Genomic DNA, 18,144 nt, shown 5'->3' with positions numbered 1-18,144 from the left:
CGCGCCGTCGCTGCCGATCATCAGGCGCCCACATCCTTGCGCGGCAGTTTGTAGATCACTGCGCCGATGGCGAAGGCGACCAGTGCGGCGGCGATGTTCTGCCAGCTGGCACTGGCGAACAGGGCCAGGCAGAGCAACAGGGCCAGGACCGGAATCAGCGGCCCGCCCGGCAGCTTCAGTGCGCCCGGCCGGTCGGCGTAGCGCTTGGCCAGCACCAGCACGGCCGCCGCGGTTCCGATGTAGGCGAACAGTCGCGTGGTCATCGACAGCAGCGCCAGCTGAACGAACGAACCGGACAGCGCCAGGCCGAGGGCGATCAGCCCCTGGCAGAAGATCGCGGCAGCCGGTGTGCGGAAGCGCGGATGGACCTGCGCGAGGATCTTCGGCCCGTAGCCATCGCGGGCAAGCGCGAACAGGAAGCGCGGGCCCATCATCATCGTATTGCTGTTGGTGCCGAGAATGGAGATGGTCGCGCCGACGGTCAGGATCAACGCCAGTGCCTCACCGCCGAATCCGGCTGCGGCATCGGCCAGCGGTGTCGGCGACGACGCAAGCCCGGCCAGGGTGCCCTGCGCCACCACCTGCACCGCGCCGTAGATGACGGTGACGGTGATGATCATGGTGATCAACGCGAATGGAATGTCGCGACGGGGGTTGCGGTACTCGCCGGCTGCCGCCGGGATGTTCTCGAAACCAGCGTAGGCATACAGCAGCAACAATGCGGCCTCACCCATGCGCTGCAGGTCGTGCGGGTCCGGGCGCTGGCCGGAGAACGCCAGCTGCGGATCGATGTAGAACGCGCCGATGGCCACGAACAGCAGCAGCGGCAGCATCTTGCCGATCACCAGCACGATGCCGGTGCGGGCCGCCGAGCGCACGCCGATGATGTTCACGCCGGTCAGGAAACCCAGCGACAGCACGATCACGGCAAGGCGACCCGTGCCGGCCCCGGCCCAGGGCCAGAAGCGCGCGACCGCATCGGCCAGCGCATTGCTGAGTGCGGCCGCCGAGCTGATACGGGTCAGCCAGATCATCCAGCCGATCTCGAAGCCGGCGAAGCGGCCAAAGGCTTCGCGGGCATACAGATAGCTGCCGCCGGGTTCATCGAAGTAACTGGCGGCCTGCGCGTAGCACAGCACCAGCAGGGCCACCACGATGCCGGCGGCGACCACGCCCCACAGGCTGAAGGGGCCCAGCAGGGCGACGGTGGCCGCCGGCAGCAGATAGATGCCGCTGCCGATCACGTCGTTGATCGACAGGCCGACGATCTGCCAGCGGCTGACCGCGCGCTGCAGCTGCGGTTCGTCCGGGGCGCTCAACGCAACGCTCCGGTCAGGGCCGGCAGCTGCCACGGCCCCTGCAGGTTGTCGTACTCCGTCTTGGGCAGCAGGACGAAGACCGCGCGCGTGTCCGGCTTCAGCCAGGCCAGCAGGGCCGTCATGTGGCGCGGCTCCATTGCCGTACAACCGGCCGTGGCCTCGCCCGGTTTGCGCCAGAGGTGGGCGAAGATGCAACTGCCCTTGCCCGGCCTGCGGCTGCTGTTGTGCTCGATCACGAAGCCCTCGCGGTAGCGAACATCGCCCTTGTTGTGCAGGTCCAGCCGCATCGGTTCGGTGGAGCCTTCCACTGCGGCGGTACCTACGTCCGCCGCATCGACGATGCGGTTGTAGTAGCGCGAGGCGGGTACATCCATGCAGTAGTGGCTGGCCGTCATCGGCAGATACGGCATCGCGCTGGCGATCGTCGGCGCGTAGCCGAACGCGGGGCCGATATCGAAGACGCCGGCCGGACTGCGCCCGTCGCCTTCCGTCTTCTGCGGCCCCTGGTTGTGCAGCGACGCACGGCCCACGCCCCACGCGCTGCCCTCACGCCCCACGGCCACGGTGAAGGCCGGGCCGTGCGGGCGCCACGTGTCGTCGCTGCTCCTGCGCTCATAGGCCTGCAGCCGGCCCTGGGTGGCATCCCAGCTGTCGGTGACCACCACGATGGCCTGCAGACTGCGCGCCATCGGCGGCAGCAGGGTGAGCGCGCCAGCGGGCAGCGCGGTGGCCAGAGCGGTGACAGCGAGGGCGGTACGCAGCAGCGGCAGCATCGTGGACTCCAGTGAACCAGGGGTCGATCAGGCGTCGATCAGGTGTTCGATCCGTTCCAGGTTCACCCCGAGCTGGCGGTGGCGGTCCGGGTTGGCATGGCACAAAAGCACGAAGACGAAGTCGAGCAGGGACTGCAGTGAAGCACGGTACAGCAGCTGCGCCACGTGCGGTGCGGGGTCATGGGCGCAGACCACCAGTGACTGGTCGGCATGTGCGCGCAGTGGGTTGGCGGTGTGGCGGGTGATCGACACCACCTTCCCGCCCACGTCCTGGAACTGCCGCGACAGCTGGAACAGCTGCGGCAGCTTGCCGAACTCGGAGAACACCAGCATGGCATCACCGGCCCGCGCCGCTGACAGGGTGGCCATCATCAGGATCGGATCGGCATGGTGCACGGTCAGCATGCCCAGCAGCGACAGTCGCATGGCGAACTCGCGCGCGTACAGGCCGTCATCGCCAAGGCCGTACACGAACACTTTGGGCGCCCTGTCGAGCAGTCGCACGATGGCCTCCACATCAGCCTGCGCATTGGCCAGGCTGGTCTCTTCCTCGGCGGCTGCCCGGCTCAGGCGCAGGCGCCCGGCGATGTCGGCGTAGTCATCGGCGCTCGGCGACGGCGGGCGTGCCTGCGGATCGTGGCCGGCGCGCGCCACGTCCTGGCCGATCGAGTACTTCAGGTCCGGGTAACCCTTGAAGCCCAGCTTCTGGCTGAACTTCACCACGCTGGACTGGCTGATGCCCAGCGCGCTGGCCAGCTGCTGCGACGAGTAGTCGCGCAGCAGGTGCGCGTTGTCGAGGATGAAGTCGGCGATGCGGCGTTCGATGGCCGACATCTGCCCGCGCTCGGAGCGGATTTTCACCAGGGGTGGCATGGGGCTCAGCGTGGGTCCGGTTGCAGGAAGGGTAAGCGGGATCAACGGTCGGCGGTAGCGCCCGTGCAGCGGCCTACCAGCGCGGCGGCGTGATCATCTCCAGCCCGCGCACCTCGGTGATTCCCAGCCCCGGCGCATCGCTGATGGTGATCTCCGACTCGTTGAAGTTGACCCCGCCGCTGACCGGGTCGAACTGGCCCAGCGAAGGGCCGTCCAGGTCGACCTTGGTGATCACATCACTCCTGGCCACGGCCAGGTGCACGGCCGCGGCCACGCTGATGCTCGATTCGATCATGCAGCCGATCATGCACGGCACGCCGTAGATGCCGGCGATGTCGGCGATGCGGATGGCATTGGACAGGCCACCGGTCTTCATCAGCTTGATGTTGATGATGTCCGCCGCGCGCTGCTGGATCAGGTCCATCACCTGGCTGGGACTGAACACGCTCTCATCGGCCATGACGGGCGTGTTGACCCGGTCGGTCACGTACTTCAGGCCACTGATGTCGGCGGCCTTCACCGGCTGCTCCAGCAGCTCCAGCACCACCCCGGCATCCTCCAGCGTGCGCATCGCGTGCACCGCCTGCTTGGCGGTCCAGCCCTGGTTGGCGTCCAGGCGCAGCAGGGCGCGGCCTTCAACCGCCGCGTGGATCGCCTTGACCCGCTCGATGTCCAGGCCGATGTCCTTGCCGACCTTGATCTTCAGCGACTCGAAGCCACGCTCGATCGCCGACAGCGAATCGGCCACCATCTTGTCGATGTAGTCCACGCTGATGGTGATGTCGGTGGTGATGACCGGGTCGCCGCCGCCGAGCATCTGGTACAGCGGCGCACCATGCAGCTGCGCCCACAGGTCGTACAGGGCGATCTCCACTGCGGCCTTGGCGCTGGTATTGCGCTCCATCGACGTCTGCACCAGCCCGCACAGGCGGTTGAGGTTAGCAACGTCCTGCCCGATCAGGCGTGGAGCGATGAAGTGGCGGATCGCTTCGATGATCGAGCCATGCGTATCACCGGTGATCACCGCGGTGGCCGGCGCCTCGCCGTACCCGGTGTGGCCGCTGTCGGTGCGGATCAGCACCACCACGTCCTCCACGGTTTCCACGGTACGCAGGGCGGTCTTGAAGGGGGTCTTCAGCGGCACGCGCAGCATGCCCAGTTCAATGGCGGTGATCTTCATTCAGGGGTCTTGGCCCGCAGGCGCTGGATGTTGGTGATGCGGTCGATGTAGCGGACCGTGTCGCTGGCCATCATCGGCTCCAGCGGCGTGACCGAAACACCATTGAGATGGGCCTGCACACGCGTGCCGTCGGCGCCGAACCAGCTGCCGCCGGCCGTATCGTGGATGACCCAGGTGCGGCCGTCGACGTGGCCGATGGCCATCATCACATGGCCGGGGATGTAGACCAGATCACCGACCTGCAGGCCGGTGACGGCACGTTCGCGCGCGGCCTTGCCATCCCTGCTGGTGAACGGCAGGCGATCCAGTGCCGGGCTGATCGCCTGGGCGCTGGTATTGCGCGGCAGCAGCACGCCGAAGCTGCGGTAGATTTCCGAAACGAAGCCGCTGCAGTCGCGGGTATCGTAGTCATGGCCCCAGCCATAGCGCTCACCCAGGAACTTGAACGCCTGCTGCAACAGCCGGCGAGGGGTCAGCGGCAGGTAATCGGCGGCCGTGTCCTGCGAGCGCGGCAGCAGTGCCGGAACCAGCTTCAGTCGTCCATCGGCCTCGCGCACGGGCAGCTGCACCACCCATGAGGCGTGGGCCTGCTGGCCGTTGACCGGCGTGGCCGCAGGCCAGTCGGCCAGCACCGGCAGGCGCACGCCCATGTCCAGCTGCAGGCGCGAGACGCGCGGCTCTTCCGGCGTGTAGACGGTGTGCGCGGTGGCGCCGGTGACGATGCGGTACGGGCCGGCGCTGCCATAGCCGAGCACGCTGGTCTTGTCGCCGGTGGCCACGGCGTCCGTTTCGATCCATGCGCTGTAACGCTCGCTGTGCACGAACAACCAGCGGCCATCGCTGCTGCGATGGACCACGGCGACCTTGTCACCGGGGAACAGCGCCGATTCCTGGAAGCGATCGATATCGGTATCGCCCACCGTGCTGAAGACCCGCTCGCGGGTCGGGAAGGTGCGCAGTGCGGCACGCTTCACCACCAGCCCGTAGTCGGGCGCCACCTGTGCGGGAATCGCATCCAGGCCGAGGTTGGCTTCGATGGCCTTGCGCACTGCCGGCGCGATCGCCTGCCCCTTGGCGTTGTAGAGCGTACGCGTGGGCCAGCTCGACAGCGCCGTGATGCTGCTGCGTACCTGTGCCGCATCCAGCTGGGCGGGCAGGGCGGCGATGTCCTGGATATGGGCATCCTCTGCGCGCATCCGTGCGTTCTGCGCCTGGATCTGTGCGCGGTCGAGGATCGGCGCATCGGCATCGTCCAGCCGGGCGGCCCAGTAGTCCGGGGTCAGGTAAGCCTCGTGCAGACCGATCACATACGGCAGCGGCGCGCCCGGATCGGGCGCGGCAGCCTGCACGAAGGCCGGTGCGGCGAACAGGCACAGGGCCAGGGTCAACCGGCGCGGCCACTGCCGGCGCGGTTCGCGGGAAGCCAGGATCATGCGCAGCACACCCTCCTCGAATGCCTTAAGGAATATTTATTCCTTTCGCCTGCGAAAGCAAGAATAAATTATTGACCGGTCCTCCGGCCCGTGTTACACAGCCGTTACCACCCGCGCTTGGGAAGTGTCGCTGTGGATCCTGCCGTTCGCAAACCGCGTCTGCCTGCCGCCGCCGGCCTGTGTGCCGCGCTGCTGCTGTGGGCGTCGGCCACGCACGCGGCAGACGCGCGCGACAGCCGGCAGCTGCAGGTGATCGACCTGATCGACAGCGGGCGCTTCAGCGACGCCCAGGCGCTGCTGGCGACCGGGCACGATGCTGCCGAAGACGCATTCCAGCGCGAGCGCATGCGCCGCATCCGCCTGGATTTTTCCCTCGACGAAGCGGCGGCCAAAGCGGCGGTGCGTCGCTGGATTCCGGATCTGACCGACGAGGAGTTCGCGCGCTGGGACCAGCTGGGGCTGATCGAGCACCTCGATATCGATGGCAGGCGCGCGTACTTCAAACGCGCGCCCTCAAACCTGTTCCTGCTCAGCGATGAAGCGCGTGCACGCCGCCGCGCCGATGCACCGATGCCGTCTCCGGGCCCGAATGAAGTGCTCAACGCGCACCACGCACGTGTCGTTGCTGCTGCCGGTCAAAGCGGCCAGGGCTCGGTGCTGCCGCAGCGCATCGCGTTCACGCAGTCGCTCACGGTCAAGGCCGATGCGGTCCCGGCGGGCGAAACCGTTCGCGCCTGGATTCCCTATCCGCGCGAGATTCCGGGCCAGCAGGAGCGCGTGCAATGGCTTGGCAGTACACCGGACAAAGCACGCGTGGCACCCGCCGGTACCCTGCAGCGCACCGCCTATCTGGAAGCGAAGGCCGTCGCCGGGCAGCCCACGCGCTTCGAGATCCGTTATGCCGTCACCCTGTTCGCCCGCCACACGGCAATCGATCCGGCCCGGGTGCAGCCGACACCGGCCGACGCCGCGCTGCAGCCTTACCTGAGCGAACACTTGCCGCATGTGCGTTTCACGCCGGCATTGAAACTGTTTTCCGACCAGGTGCTGCAGGGCGAAACACGCCCCTACGAGATCGTGCGCAGGCTGTTCGCGGCGGTCGATCGCATCCCATGGGCCGGCGCACGCGAGTATTCCACCCTCAGCAACATCAGCGACTACGCGCTGCGTGCCGGCCATGCCGACTGCGGCCAGCAGACGCTGCTGCTGATCGCGCTGCTGCGCATGAACGGCATTCCCGCGCGCTGGCAGTCGGGCATGGTGTTCTCCGACGATGGCAGCGGCTACAACAACCTGCATGACTGGGGACAGGTCTATCTGGCGCCGTATGGCTGGCTGCCGATGGATGTGACCACCGGCGCACTGACCAGCGATGTACCTGCGCTGCGCGATTTCTACCTAGGTGGCCTCGACGGCTACCGCATCGCCTTCAACGACGATTTCGGCCAGCCGTTCGTGCCGGCCAAACAGCATTTCCGCTCGGAAACGGTCGACTCGCAGCGCGGCGAGGCCGAGTGGGCAGGCGGCAACCTGTACTTCGACCAATGGAGCTACGACTTCCAGTGGCAGGTACTGCCCGCCGGGCAACGCTAGCGCGACACACCACCATCGGCACCATTCAATTCTTGCAGGAGAGAGCAGGGGATGAAGGCATACAACATCAAGCGGGCGGCGCTGTGCGTCGCCCTGGGCACCTGTCTGGGCGTGATCGCGCCCGGCGCCTTCGCGCAGGATGGCTCCGTCGCCGGCCGGCTGGTCAGCGATGCCGGCCAGGTTCCCGCCGGCGCCACGGTCACGGTGCGCAATCCGGCCACCGGCTTCGTCCGCTCGGTACAGGCCGATGCCAACGGCAGCTATCGCATTCCGCTGCTGCCGGTGGGCACCTATGAGATGGAGGTGAGCCTGCCCGGCGGCGGTGCCAGCCGCGTCGGCCAGGTCACCGTCGGACTGGGCAGCGCAACCACCGTCAATGTGCCGCTGGGTGCGGTCAGTACCCTGGGAACGGTGGAGGTGCGCGCGCCGCAGGTGGTATCGATGGTGGATGTGAAGTCCACCGAATCGGCCACCAACATCACCCGCGAGGAGCTGTCGCGCCTGCCGGTGGACCGTGACATCACCGCCGTCGCGCTGCTGGCGCCGGGCGCAGTGAAGGGCAAGGGCTCGCTGGGCGGGCAGGGCATTTCGTTCGGCGGCTCGTCAGTGGCCGAGAACACCGTGTACATCAATGGACTGAACGTCACCGACTTCTACAACCGGGTGGGCTTCTCGTCAGTACCGTTCTCCTTCTACCAGGAGTTCCAGGTCAAGACCGGAGGCTATTCGGTGGAGTTCGGGCGCAGCACCGGTGGCGTCATCAACGCCGTCACCCGCTCGGGCAGCAACGACTTCAAGGCCGGTGCCGAGCTGGTGTTCGAACCCCGCGCGTGGCAGTCGCAGGCCCGCGACCGCTATGACGGCCAAGGCAGCCGCTACATCACCGCCAGCCGCGACGACTACAGCCGCAGTGCGCTCAACGTGTTCGCCTCCGGTGCCCTGGTCCAGGACCGGCTGTTCTTCTTCGGCATGTACGAAGCCCGTGACTACCGGCCAACCTCGACCAACGACGCTGGTACGCGCCTGAGCCAGGGCAAGGCCGATGACCCGTTCTGGGGCGGCAAGATCGACTGGCAGATCACCGACAACCAGATGCTGTCGCTGTTCGGCTTCTCGGACAAGAGCAAGACGCTTACCGATGTCTACAACTACGACTATGCCAGTGGCCAGACGGTAGGCGAGCGCAGCAACCAGATCTACAACACCGTGGGCGGCAGGAACTGGTCGGGCACCTACAGCTGGCAGGTCAACAACGACCTGACCATGAAACTGATGTATGGCGAGAACAAGCGCAACCGCGCGCAGAGCTCGTTGATGGACGAAAACTGCAACCGCGTGTTCGACAACCGTACCGCCAGCCAGGGCGTGCCCTCGCAGCTGCAGGGCGACCGCAGCTGCACCAGCAGCTCGCTGCTGGAATCGGCACTGGATACGCGCAAGGCCGCACGCGCCGACTTCGAGTGGACCCTGGGCGACCATCTGCTGCGCTTCGGCCTGGACCGCGAAGAGAACACCTCCGACTACAGCCGCGCCTATCCCGGTCCGGGTGGTTTCCGCTACGACATCTACTACCGCACGCCGGGCAGCTCGCTCAATGGGGGCATCGTGCCGGCCAGTGGCCTGGTCGCGCGCACCCGCCGGTATGAAGTGGATGGCTCGTTTGAAACCATCAACTCGGCGTATTACCTGGAAGACAACTGGCAGGTCACCCCGAACCTGCTGCTGAACATGGGCCTGCGCCTGGAAGCCTTCGACAACAAGGGCGGCGACGGCAGCAGCTACATCAAGATCGACGACATGCTGGCCCCGCGCCTGGGCTTCGCGTGGGACGTGCGCGGTGATGGCACCACCAAGGTGTTCGGCAACCTTGGCCGTTACTTCCTGCCGGTGGCCAACGTCATCAACATCAAGCAGGCCGGTGGCTTCCTGGACGAACGCACCTGGTACGAATTCCTCGGCTATAGCGGTGCCGCCAACAACGTGCCGAACCTGGGGGCACAGATCGGGCCGGTCGACAATTCGCAGGGTGATGGCAGCGTGCCGGACCTGCGTGCCGAAGTGAACCGGGACATGGACCCGGTCTACCAGGACGAGGCGATCCTCGGCTTCCAGCAGATGATCAACGAAGCCTGGTCGGTCGGTGCCAGCGTGACCTATCGGCGCCTGCACAACGCGATCGATGACATGAACATCACCGCCACCGGCCAGTGCGGTGCCATCGACAGCGTCTGGATCATGGGCAATCCCGGGCGCAGCAATACCGTCTGGGGCGATACCAACTGCGACGGCAGCAACGACGGCTGGATCAGCATCGATACGTCGAAGGAAGGCTGGGCGCTGTATGACGATGACGGCAACTATGTCGGCCAGCGCGGCTGGGTGAAGCCCAAGCGCGACTACAAGGCGCTGGAGCTGCAGGTCGATCGCGCCTGGGATGGCAAGTGGGGCTTCAATGCGTCCTATACGCTGGCCTACGGCCGTGGCAACGCCGAAGGCCCGGTCAACTCCGATACCGACTTCGCCGATGCCGGTCGTACCGAGAACTTCGACAACCCCTGGGTGAACTACGGCGGCTATGGCTACCTGGCCAATGACCGGCGGCATCAGTTCAAGTTCCGTGGCAGCTATGCGTTGACCGAGAACCTGAGCGTGGCGGCGACGCTGGGCGTGCAGTCGGGCAGCCCGATCACCCGCTTCGGCGCCGGCAATCCGTTCGACGACACCGACTTCCACAGCTATTACGTGTGCGTCTCCAACTGCCAGGCGAGCGTGCCGTCCGAGCGCGTGTTCGTGCATTCCCCGCGCGGTGGCGATGGCCGCACGCCGTGGACCTACGACCTCGACGTCAGCGTGTCGTACAAGGTGCCGATCCCCACCGACCTGCGCCTGAAGCTGGCGGTGTACAACGTACTCAACCAGCAGCGTGTGGTGACGGTGGACCAGGATTACGAGCCGCAGGACAGCATCGGTACGCCGAACCCGCTGTATCGTTATGGCACCGGCTTCCAGTCGCCGCGCTATGCGCAGCTGACGGTGACCTGGAGCTACTGACGCTGTGCCCGCGCCGCTCGAAGGGGCGGCGCGGGCAATGACACAAGGGAGCGGGCCTGTGCTTCAGCTGATCGTCCTTGCTGCACTTGCCACCTCGCCTGCTGCGCCGGCGGAGCCCGCGCGCTTTGATGCCGATATCGCCACCGTTGTCGCACGCGAGCACCTGCCTGGGGTGGCGGTGGCGGTGGTGGACCAGGGACAGGTGGTGTACCGCCATGCCGAGGGCATGCGGGGCGATGGCGGTCGCATTGACGAGGACACGCTGTTCAAGATCGCCTCCAACAGCAAGGCGATGACCGCCGCGCTGCTGGCACGGCTGGTGCAGCAGGGCCGGCTGCGCTGGGATGACCCCGTGCAGCGGCATCTGCCCGGCTTCCGTATGCACGACGCCTGGGTGGGGCAACAGATGCAGGTGCGTGATCTGCTGATCCACAACAGTGGCCTGGGGCTGGGCGCCGGTGACCTGATGCTGTGGCCCGAGCCCAATGCCTTCACCCGCGCCGACATCATCGCCGGGCTTGCGCATCTGAAACCCGTCACCAGCTTCCGCAGCGGCTATGCCTACGACAACCTGATGTACGTGGTCGCCGGTGAAGTGGCTGCTGCCGCAGGGGGCAAGCCCTATGACCAGCTGATGCGCGAGCAGGTGTTTGAGCCGCTGGGCATGGCCCGTTGCCAGGTCGGCCGCTGGTCGGTGCGCGACGTCGGCAACGTCGCCCAGCCGCATGCGCGGCGCGACGGCCGCACGACGGTGGTCAACGCCGACGGTGAGATCAGCGCCGATCTGCCATCGATGGCGGCCGGTGGCATCCGCTGCTCGCTGCGCGACATGACGCGCTGGATGCAGGTGCTGCTGGATCCCGACCTGGTGCCGGACTGGCTGGACACGCCACAGCGGCGCGCGCTGTGGACGCTGCACATGCCGATGCCGCTGGGTGACATGCAGCGGCGCTGGGACAACGCACACGTCCATGGCTATGGCTACGGCTGGCGCCTGTCGGACATCGATGGCCACTGGAAGATGGCGCATACCGGCACCCTGTCCGGCATGTATTCGTCGCTGGCCCTGCTGCCCGACCGTGGCATCGGCGTGGTGATCCTGATCAATGGCGAGGGCGAGCAGGCACGTACGGCGCTGATGCAGTCGATGCTGAAGGCGTACACCGCGCCGCAGGACCGCAGGCGTGCCGCCGACTACCTCGATGAACTGGAGCGCGCGCAGGCGTCCAAGCGTGCGCAGGGGCATGTGGCGCCTTCGACGGAAGGTGCGCGCGCCGTATCCGGCACGGCCTTGCCGCAGTGGCAGGGCCGCTATGCGGATCCGTGGCTGGGAACCGCCTGGCTGTGCCCAGGCCCCGACGGCCTGCGGTTCCGCGTGGAGAAATCGCCTCGCCTGCACGCCCGGGTGATGCAGCTGCAGCAGCGTTGGCTGCTGCGTTGGGATACGCTGGGTGAGGACGCGCAGGCGTGGCTGCAGCCCGGCGATGGCCCGGTGCCGTCCCTGCAACTGCGCGCGATCGACCCGGACATCGACTTCAGCTATGACTTCCAGGATCTGCATTTCACTCGCACTGGCGACTGCACTGGCGAGCCCCGCGCACGCCAGTGAGGCGCCGCGCCTATCGTCGGCCACCGATGCGTCGCAGGCCGGACTGGTGGAGATCCGCACGGTGTCGCCGGGAATCGAGCTGGACATCCGCTATGCGGGCACCGGCAACTTCACGGGCGCACGCGTGCCTGGCTATGAAGCGCCGGCCTGTTATCTGCTGGCGCCGGTCGCGGCCGCACTGGCACGGGTCGAAGCGGATCTGCGCGCGCAGGGCTTCGCTCTGCGCATCTACGACTGCTATCGCCCGGTGCGCGCGGTGCAGGCGTTCGTGGCCTGGGCACATGACCCCGTGGAGCAGTCACGCAAGTCACTGCAGTATCCGGATCTGGAAAAGCCGCAGCTGTTGAGCGAAGGCTACATCGCCGAGCGCTCGGGCCACAGTCGCGGCGCCACCGTGGACGTCGGCCTGCTGGCGTGCCGGCGCGACACGTGCACGCCGCTGGACATGGGCACCGATTTCGATTTCTTCGGTCCGCGGGCGCACACCGCGGCCGAGGGCCTGGATGACGCACAGCGGGCCCACCGTGCCCGTCTGCTGCAGGCGATGGCCCGGCATGGCTTCAGCAACTATGCGCAGGAGTGGTGGCACTACACGCTGCAGCCCGAGCCGGACCCGATGACCGCCTACGACGTGCCCGTTCGATAGCAGCACCGGCGGGTCCGCGCCGCCGAGACCCTCCGTCGTACACTGGCCGCCTTTCCCCTCCTGCGCACCCGATGAATCTTCCCCTGCATTTCGGCCTGCTCGGTACCCTGGAAGCTGGCGCCATCGCATTGCTGGTTGGCCTGCTGGTGTACCTGCTCTGGCATCGGCTGTGCCGCCTGCTGCACTGGACGGTAGGCCATGCCATCGGCTGGTCGTGCGTCATCGCCGTGGTGATCTCGGCCGGCATCGATGCATGGAAGCTCTTCTACATGGGAATCGTGCGGCTGGAGTCGCCGCTGTATGCGCGGTTGTTCCTGGCCACCATCCACGATCCCAACGAACTCGGCAGCCGCGTGGTGCTGGAGATCGCCGGAGCGCTCGCCGGTGTGGCGCTGGGATGGGTGTTGTTCAGTTCGCGGTCATCGTCCCAGAACGTCGACTGACGCAGGTTTTTCGTTGCCTGCGAGTTAAATCCAAGGGCGTTGAATGTTCGCCTTATGGGCCGATCACTCCACCCTAACCACCGCGCTAATGCATGCACGCCGGGCAGTGGTTAACCGCGCGTGTGGATGCCGGTCGCGGCGCAAAATCGATTCAGAAACGGGGTGGCAGGGTAGGTGCCGTGCGGAAACAACAGGCCGCGCAACACCACCCCAAGGAGACATCCCTGATGACCATTCGCAACCGCAAGCCCCTGATCGCCCTGATTGTCGCCGCCGGCAGCGTACTGGCCATTCCGGCCATGGCGCAGACCGCGCAGCAGCAGGCCGCACAGGCGCAGAATGATGCAGCGCAGGCCCAGCAGGCCGCCGCGCAGGCAGGCCAGGCCGCGAACCAGGCCACTGACGCAGCGGCGGCCGCGTCGGCGCAGGCCAGCGGCGGCGGCCAGACCTGGGCCAGCATCGATACCGACGGCAACGGCACCATCAGCAAGTCCGAGGCACAGGTCAACGCCGGCCTTGCCCAGGTGTTCGACCAGGCCGATGCCAACAAGGACGGCGAGCTGAGCGCCGATGAGTACAAGGCCTATGTGGCCGCCCAGCAGGCCGGTGCCGGCGGCGCCGCACAGGGCCGCTGATCCACCGTTGATTCGGGACAACCGGTGCATGGGTACCCGGGCGGCGCCAGCCGCCCGGGTTTTTTTCGCCCTCGCCGCGCCTGTATCCTTGTCCGATGAACACCTCCACGCCTGCGCCCGCGCGCGCCATCGGCCTGGTCGGTTTTGACGGTGACGACACGCTGTGGAAGAGCGAGGACTACTACCGCAAGGCCGAGCAGGACTACCTTGACCTGCTGTCGCGCTACATCGACGTGCACGACACCCAGACCGCCCGTCACCTGCTGGAAGTGCAGCAGCGCAACCTGGGTGTGTTCGGTTACGGCGTGAAAGGCATGGCGCTGTCGATGATCGAGGCGGCCATCGACATCACCGGCCAGCGCATCGAGGCCAGGGACATCCAGCGCATCCTCGATATCGGCCACGACACCCTGCGCCATCCGGTCGAGCTGATCGACGGTGTGCGTGAATCGGTGGCGGCCATCGCCGAGCACTATCCGGTGGTGCTGATCACCAAGGGCGACCTGTTTCACCAGGAAGCGAAGATCAACGTTGCCCGGCTGCATGAACTGTTCCCGCGCATCGAGATCGTCTCGGAGAAGGACCCGGCGACCTATGCCCGCGTGCTGGCCGAGTTCGACCTGCCGATCGAGCGCTTCGTGATGGTCGGCAATTCGCTGCGCTCGGACATCGAGCCGGTGGTCACGCTGGGGGGCTGGGGCATCCATACGCCCTATGCGGTCACCTGGGCGCACGAGACCCAGCATGGCGTGGCCGACGACGAGCCGCGCATGGTCAGCGCCGATACCGCCTGGGACTGGCCGGCCGCACTGGCCGCGATCGAAGCCAAGGCCAGCGTCGCGGCCTGACAGGGCGCGACGGCTGCGGCAGAATCGGGGCATGAATGCTCGCCTGCTCACGCTGCTGATGCTCCTGCTGCTGGCGCCGGCCACCGTGCTGGCACAGCAGACGGCCGAACGCTCGGCAGCCTATGAGGTGGACACCGGCGACCGCTGGATCGACGCCCAGCTGCGCGACATCAACCACTACGCCGAGCGCTACCCCGATGCCTTCCTCGACGAGGTCTCGCGCTATGCCGATGTGCCGCGTGGCTATGTCAGCGCGCTGTTCAGCACCCACGGCTGGCAGGCGGGTGACCTGTACTTCGCCTGCTTCTGGGCCAAGGCCAGCGGCCAGACCTGCCGCGACAGCGTGCGTGCCTTCAGCCGTGACCCGGCCGGCGGCTGGCAGGCCGTGGTGAAGCGGATGCCCAAGGCACCGGACAACCTGCACTACCGCGCCGTGCGCCACGCCATCGTGGCCAGCTATGAGCATTGGGACCGGCCGATCATCCTGGATGCCACCCTGAAGCGCCAGCTCAACCGGTAGCGCCGGTCCGCTCCATGCTGCTCTGCATATCGCCGCCGGCCCCGCGCTCCGGCGACAATACGGGTCCGAGCTGTTCCCCGTTCCCGTAATCGAGTGACTGATGAGCGCCTCTTTCGTTTCGCCTGATGTGATCCGCCGCCTGTTCGCCCAGGCCATGTCCCGCATGTACCGCACCGAAGTGCCGCTGTACGGCACGCTGGTGGAACTGGTGGAGCGGATCAACGCGCAGGTGCTGGCGCAGGACCCTGCATTGGCTGCGCAGCTGCAGCGCAACGATGAGCGCGGCCGGCTGGACGAGGAGCGGCACGGCGCGATCCGCGTCGGCACCGTGCAGGAGCTGGCCACCCTGCGCCGCCTGTTCGCGGTGATGGGCATGTTTCCGGTCGGCTACTACGACCTGTCGGTGGCCGGGGTGCCGGTGCATTCCACCGCGTTTCGCCCGCTCACCGGTGCGGCGCTGGCGCAGAATCCGTTCCGCGTGTTCACCTCGCTGCTGCGCCTGGAACTGATCGAGGACGAGGCCCTGCGTGCGCAGTCGGCACAGATCCTGGCCCGCCGCCGCATCTTCACCGATGCCGCCCTGGCCCTGATCGACCAGGCCGAGCGCGATGGCGGGCTGTCGCAGCACGACGCCGAGCGCTTCGTAGCGGAGGCGCTGGAGACCTTCCGCTGGCACGGTGACGCCACCGTCGACCTGCCGACCTACCATGCGCTGCACCAGGCACACCGGCTGGTGGCCGACGTGGTCAGCTTCCGTGGCCCGCACATCAACCACCTGACCCCGCGCACGCTGGACATCGATGCCGCGCAGGCGGCGATGATCGAGCAGGGCATGGCCGCCAAGGCGGTCATCGAAGGTCCGCCGCGCCGCGCCTGTCCGATCCTGCTGCGGCAGACCAGTTTCAAAGCGCTGGAAGAAGCCGTGCATTTCCCCGATGACCAGGGCGGTGATGCCGGCACCCACACCGCGCGGTTCGGCGAGATCGAGCAGCGTGGCCTGGCCCTGACGCCGAAGGGGCGCGCGCTGTACGACCAGCTGCTGGCGCAGGCGCGCAACAGCGAAGGTGCCGGCAGCACCGGTGGCGACTATGGCCAGCGCCTGCAGGCAGCGTTCGCAGCGTTCCCGGACGACCATGACACCCTGCGCCGCGAGGGTCTGGGCTACTTCCGCTACCAGCTGACCGAGGCCGGCCGCGCCGCGCCTGGCGGGATCGGTGACCTGCCGGCGGAAGCCCTGATCGCGGCGGGGCTGGTGGTGGCCGACCCGATCGTCTACGAGGATTTCCTGCCGGTCAGCGCCGCAGGCATCTTCCAGTCGAACCTGGGGGGCGAAGAGCAGCGCGCCTATGCCGCACATGCCAACCGCGAAGCGTTCGAGCAGGCGTTGGGCGTGCCGGTGAACGATGAGTTCGACATCTACGAGCGCCTGCAGGCCGAATCACTGGCGAGCCTGCGCGGTTGATGCGTTGCGTTGGTCGCCGGGCATGGCCCGGCGCTACCAGGGACAATGCAACGGTAGCGCCCGGCCATGCCCCGCGAACCCTATGCCTCAACCCTTCATCGTGCCCGTATCGAGCCACCGCTGGTGCCAGGACAACGCTTCCGGCAGCAGGTGCGGGGTGTGCTTGCCATAGCTCTCACGGCTGGCGCGGTCGAAGTAGTCCTGCAGCTGCGGGCGGAAATCCGGGTGCGCGCAGCGGTCGATCAGCACCTGCGCACGCTTGCGCGGGGTCAGGCCGCGCAGATCGGCCAGGCCCTGCTCGGTGACGATCACCGAGACATCGTGTTCGGTGTGGTCGACGTGGCTGGCCATCGGCACGATCGCCGAGATGGTGCCGTTCTTCGCCGTGGACGGGCTGAGGAACGCCGACAGGAACCCGTTGCGGGCAAAGTCACCAGAGCCGCCGATGCCGTTCATGATCCGCGTGCCCATCACGTGCGTCGAATTGACGTTGCCGTACAGGTCCACCTCGATCATGCCGTTCATGCCGATGCAGCCCAGCCGGCGCACGAGCTCGGGATGGTTGGAGATTTCCTGCGTGCGCATGATGATGCGCTCGCGGTAGAAGTCGATGTTCTCCTTGAACGTCTCGTTGGCCTGCGGGCTCAGCGCGAAGCCCGTGCACGAGGCATAGCTCAGCACGCCGTCGCGCAGCAGGTCGAGCATGCCGTCCTGGATCACCTCGGTGAACGCGGCCAGATCACGGAAACCACTCCTGGCCAGGCCTGCCAGCACCGCATTGGGGATATTGCCCACGCCGGACTGCAGCGGCAGCAGGTTCGGCGGCAGCCGGCCGTGCTTCACTTCGTGCTTGAGGAAGTCGATCAGGTGCGCGGCGATCTGCTCGCTGGTCGCATCGATCGGGCTGAACGGGCTGTTGCGGTCCGGGCCGTTGGTGCGGACCACCGCCACGATCTTGTCCGGGTCGCAGCGCAGCGCGGTATCGCCGATGCGGTCGTTGGCGTTGACCAGCGGAATCGGCTTGCGATGCGGCGGCAGCGCGGTGCCGTAGTAGATGTCATGCATGCCATCGACGCCGGCCGGCTGCCACTCGTTGACCTCGACGATCACCTTCTTCGCCAGGTCCAGCCAGGTCTTGTTGTTGCCGACCGAGGTGGACGGCACCAGCGAGCCGTCCTCGCGGATGGCCGAGACTTCCACCACGGCGGTGTCGATCTCGCCGTAGAAGCCGAACCAGACGTGCTGGGCAACGTGGCTGAGGTGGATGTCGATGTAATCCAGCTTGCCTTCATTGATGCGGTTGCGCGCGTCCGGGTCGCTCTGGAAGGGCATGCGCATGGCGATGCCATCGGCCTTGGCCAGCGCACCGTCCAGCTCCGGCGCGGTGGAGGCGCCGGTCATCAGCTTGATCTGGAAGGGCTGGCCCTGGGCATGCACCGCTTCGATGCGGCGCGCCAGTTCCACGGGGACGGCCTTGGGATAGCCCGAGCCGGTAAACCCGCTCATGGCCACGGTTTCACCCGGCTGGATCAGCGCGGCTGCGGCCTCGGCGGAGACCACGCGGTCGCGGAGACGCGCGTTGGCGATGCGATCAACAGACATGACGACAGTGTTTCTGGGGGGAGCCTCGATTATCGGCCATCCCCCGGCGTACGGGGGGGCTACCTTCGTGGAATGGCTTTTCGCGGGCGGGGCTATCCATACCCGCCGGTTCTGTTTTGCAGTGCAGCGTGCAAAGTCCTTTCGCAGCCCGCAGGAT

The 18,144-nt window shown here is 67.0% G+C and carries 15 protein-coding genes; 9 read left to right on the top strand and 6 right to left on the bottom strand.

Annotated elements, in window-relative coordinates; genetic code table 11:
• Positions 1-20 precede the first annotated feature (20 nt).
• The 5 genes from ABE543_RS02855 to ABE543_RS02835 all read right to left on the bottom strand — a co-directional run bounded on the left by ABE543_RS02855 (position 21) and on the right by ABE543_RS02835 (position 5,578).
• Positions 21-1,319, bottom strand: coding sequence for an amino acid permease (locus tag ABE543_RS02855; protein ID WP_065175432.1), 1,299 nt, complete (start codon positions 1,317-1,319; stop codon positions 21-23).
• Positions 1,316-2,092, bottom strand: a complete 777-nt coding sequence (locus ABE543_RS02850; protein ID WP_279942934.1) for a L,D-transpeptidase family protein — start codon at positions 2,090-2,092, stop codon at positions 1,316-1,318. Before ABE543_RS02850 ends, ABE543_RS02855 begins: the two co-directional genes overlap by 4 nt.
• Positions 2,093-2,119: 27 nt before the next feature.
• Positions 2,120-2,965 (bottom strand): MurR/RpiR family transcriptional regulator, encoded by an 846-nt coding sequence (locus tag ABE543_RS02845; protein ID WP_346475278.1) that lies wholly within the window; start codon positions 2,963-2,965, stop codon positions 2,120-2,122.
• Between the two features lie 73 nt (positions 2,966-3,038).
• Positions 3,039-4,145: a dipeptide epimerase gene (locus ABE543_RS02840; protein WP_111186635.1), complete on the bottom strand. Its 1,107-nt coding sequence runs from the start codon at positions 4,143-4,145 to the stop codon at positions 3,039-3,041.
• Positions 4,142-5,578 (bottom strand): SH3 domain-containing protein, encoded by a 1,437-nt coding sequence (locus ABE543_RS02835; RefSeq protein ID WP_111186651.1) that lies wholly within the window; start codon positions 5,576-5,578, stop codon positions 4,142-4,144. The genes ABE543_RS02840 and ABE543_RS02835 overlap by 4 nt, the downstream gene beginning before the upstream one ends.
• 132 nt (positions 5,579-5,710) lie before the next feature.
• Between ABE543_RS02835 and ABE543_RS02830 the strand changes: the two genes are divergently transcribed.
• The 9 genes from ABE543_RS02830 to ABE543_RS02790 all read left to right on the top strand — a co-directional run bounded on the left by ABE543_RS02830 (position 5,711) and on the right by ABE543_RS02790 (position 16,385).
• Positions 5,711-7,171 carry a transglutaminase-like domain-containing protein gene (locus ABE543_RS02830; RefSeq protein WP_346475277.1) on the top strand — a complete coding sequence of 487 codons (1,461 nt, stop codon included), beginning with the start codon at positions 5,711-5,713 and terminating at the stop codon, positions 7,169-7,171.
• Between the two features lie 51 nt (positions 7,172-7,222).
• A complete protein-coding gene (locus ABE543_RS02825) occupies positions 7,223-10,222 on the top strand; it encodes a TonB-dependent receptor (protein ID WP_111186633.1) in 3,000 nt (999 codons plus the stop codon).
• 58 nt (positions 10,223-10,280) lie between these two features.
• The gene (locus tag ABE543_RS02820; protein WP_346475276.1) at positions 10,281-11,831 is read left to right on the top strand and encodes a serine hydrolase domain-containing protein; all 1,551 of its coding nucleotides are present in this window, start codon (positions 10,281-10,283) and stop codon (positions 11,829-11,831) included.
• The gene (locus ABE543_RS02815; RefSeq protein ID WP_346475275.1) at positions 11,764-12,477 is read left to right on the top strand and encodes a M15 family metallopeptidase; all 714 of its coding nucleotides are present in this window, start codon (positions 11,764-11,766) and stop codon (positions 12,475-12,477) included. Before ABE543_RS02820 ends, ABE543_RS02815 begins: the two co-directional genes overlap by 68 nt.
• Before the next feature lie 71 nt (positions 12,478-12,548).
• Positions 12,549-12,920, top strand: a complete 372-nt coding sequence (locus ABE543_RS02810; RefSeq protein ID WP_053519653.1) for a hypothetical protein — start codon at positions 12,549-12,551, stop codon at positions 12,918-12,920.
• A 227-nt stretch (positions 12,921-13,147) separates the two neighbouring features.
• Positions 13,148-13,555 carry an EF-hand domain-containing protein gene (locus ABE543_RS02805; protein WP_065175425.1) on the top strand — a complete coding sequence of 136 codons (408 nt, stop codon included), beginning with the start codon at positions 13,148-13,150 and terminating at the stop codon, positions 13,553-13,555.
• A gap of 95 nt (positions 13,556-13,650) precedes the next feature.
• Positions 13,651-14,403 (top strand): HAD family hydrolase, encoded by a 753-nt coding sequence (locus tag ABE543_RS02800; RefSeq protein WP_053519655.1) that lies wholly within the window; start codon positions 13,651-13,653, stop codon positions 14,401-14,403.
• Between the two features lie 31 nt (positions 14,404-14,434).
• Complete coding sequence (locus ABE543_RS02795) at positions 14,435-14,923, top strand: hypothetical protein (protein ID WP_346475274.1); 489 nt, start codon at positions 14,435-14,437, stop codon at positions 14,921-14,923.
• A 100-nt stretch (positions 14,924-15,023) separates the two neighbouring features.
• On the top strand, positions 15,024-16,385 hold the full coding sequence (locus ABE543_RS02790; RefSeq protein WP_262218526.1) for a VOC family protein: 1,362 nt from the start codon (positions 15,024-15,026) through the stop codon (positions 16,383-16,385).
• A gap of 87 nt (positions 16,386-16,472) precedes the next feature.
• Here ABE543_RS02790 and ABE543_RS02785 read toward each other — a convergent pair whose 3' ends face one another.
• Positions 16,473-17,987 carry an acetyl-CoA hydrolase/transferase family protein gene (locus ABE543_RS02785; protein WP_128988074.1) on the bottom strand — a complete coding sequence of 505 codons (1,515 nt, stop codon included), beginning with the start codon at positions 17,985-17,987 and terminating at the stop codon, positions 16,473-16,475.
• Positions 17,988-18,144: the final 157 nt, after the last annotated feature.

The sequence above is a fragment of the Stenotrophomonas sp. TWI169 genome (genome assembly GCF_039674705.1).
Lineage (GTDB): Bacteria > Pseudomonadota > Gammaproteobacteria > Xanthomonadales > Xanthomonadaceae > Stenotrophomonas > Stenotrophomonas maltophilia_P.
Note: the sequence above shows the minus strand (reverse complement) of the source record. Positions and strands in the feature narration are given on the sequence as shown.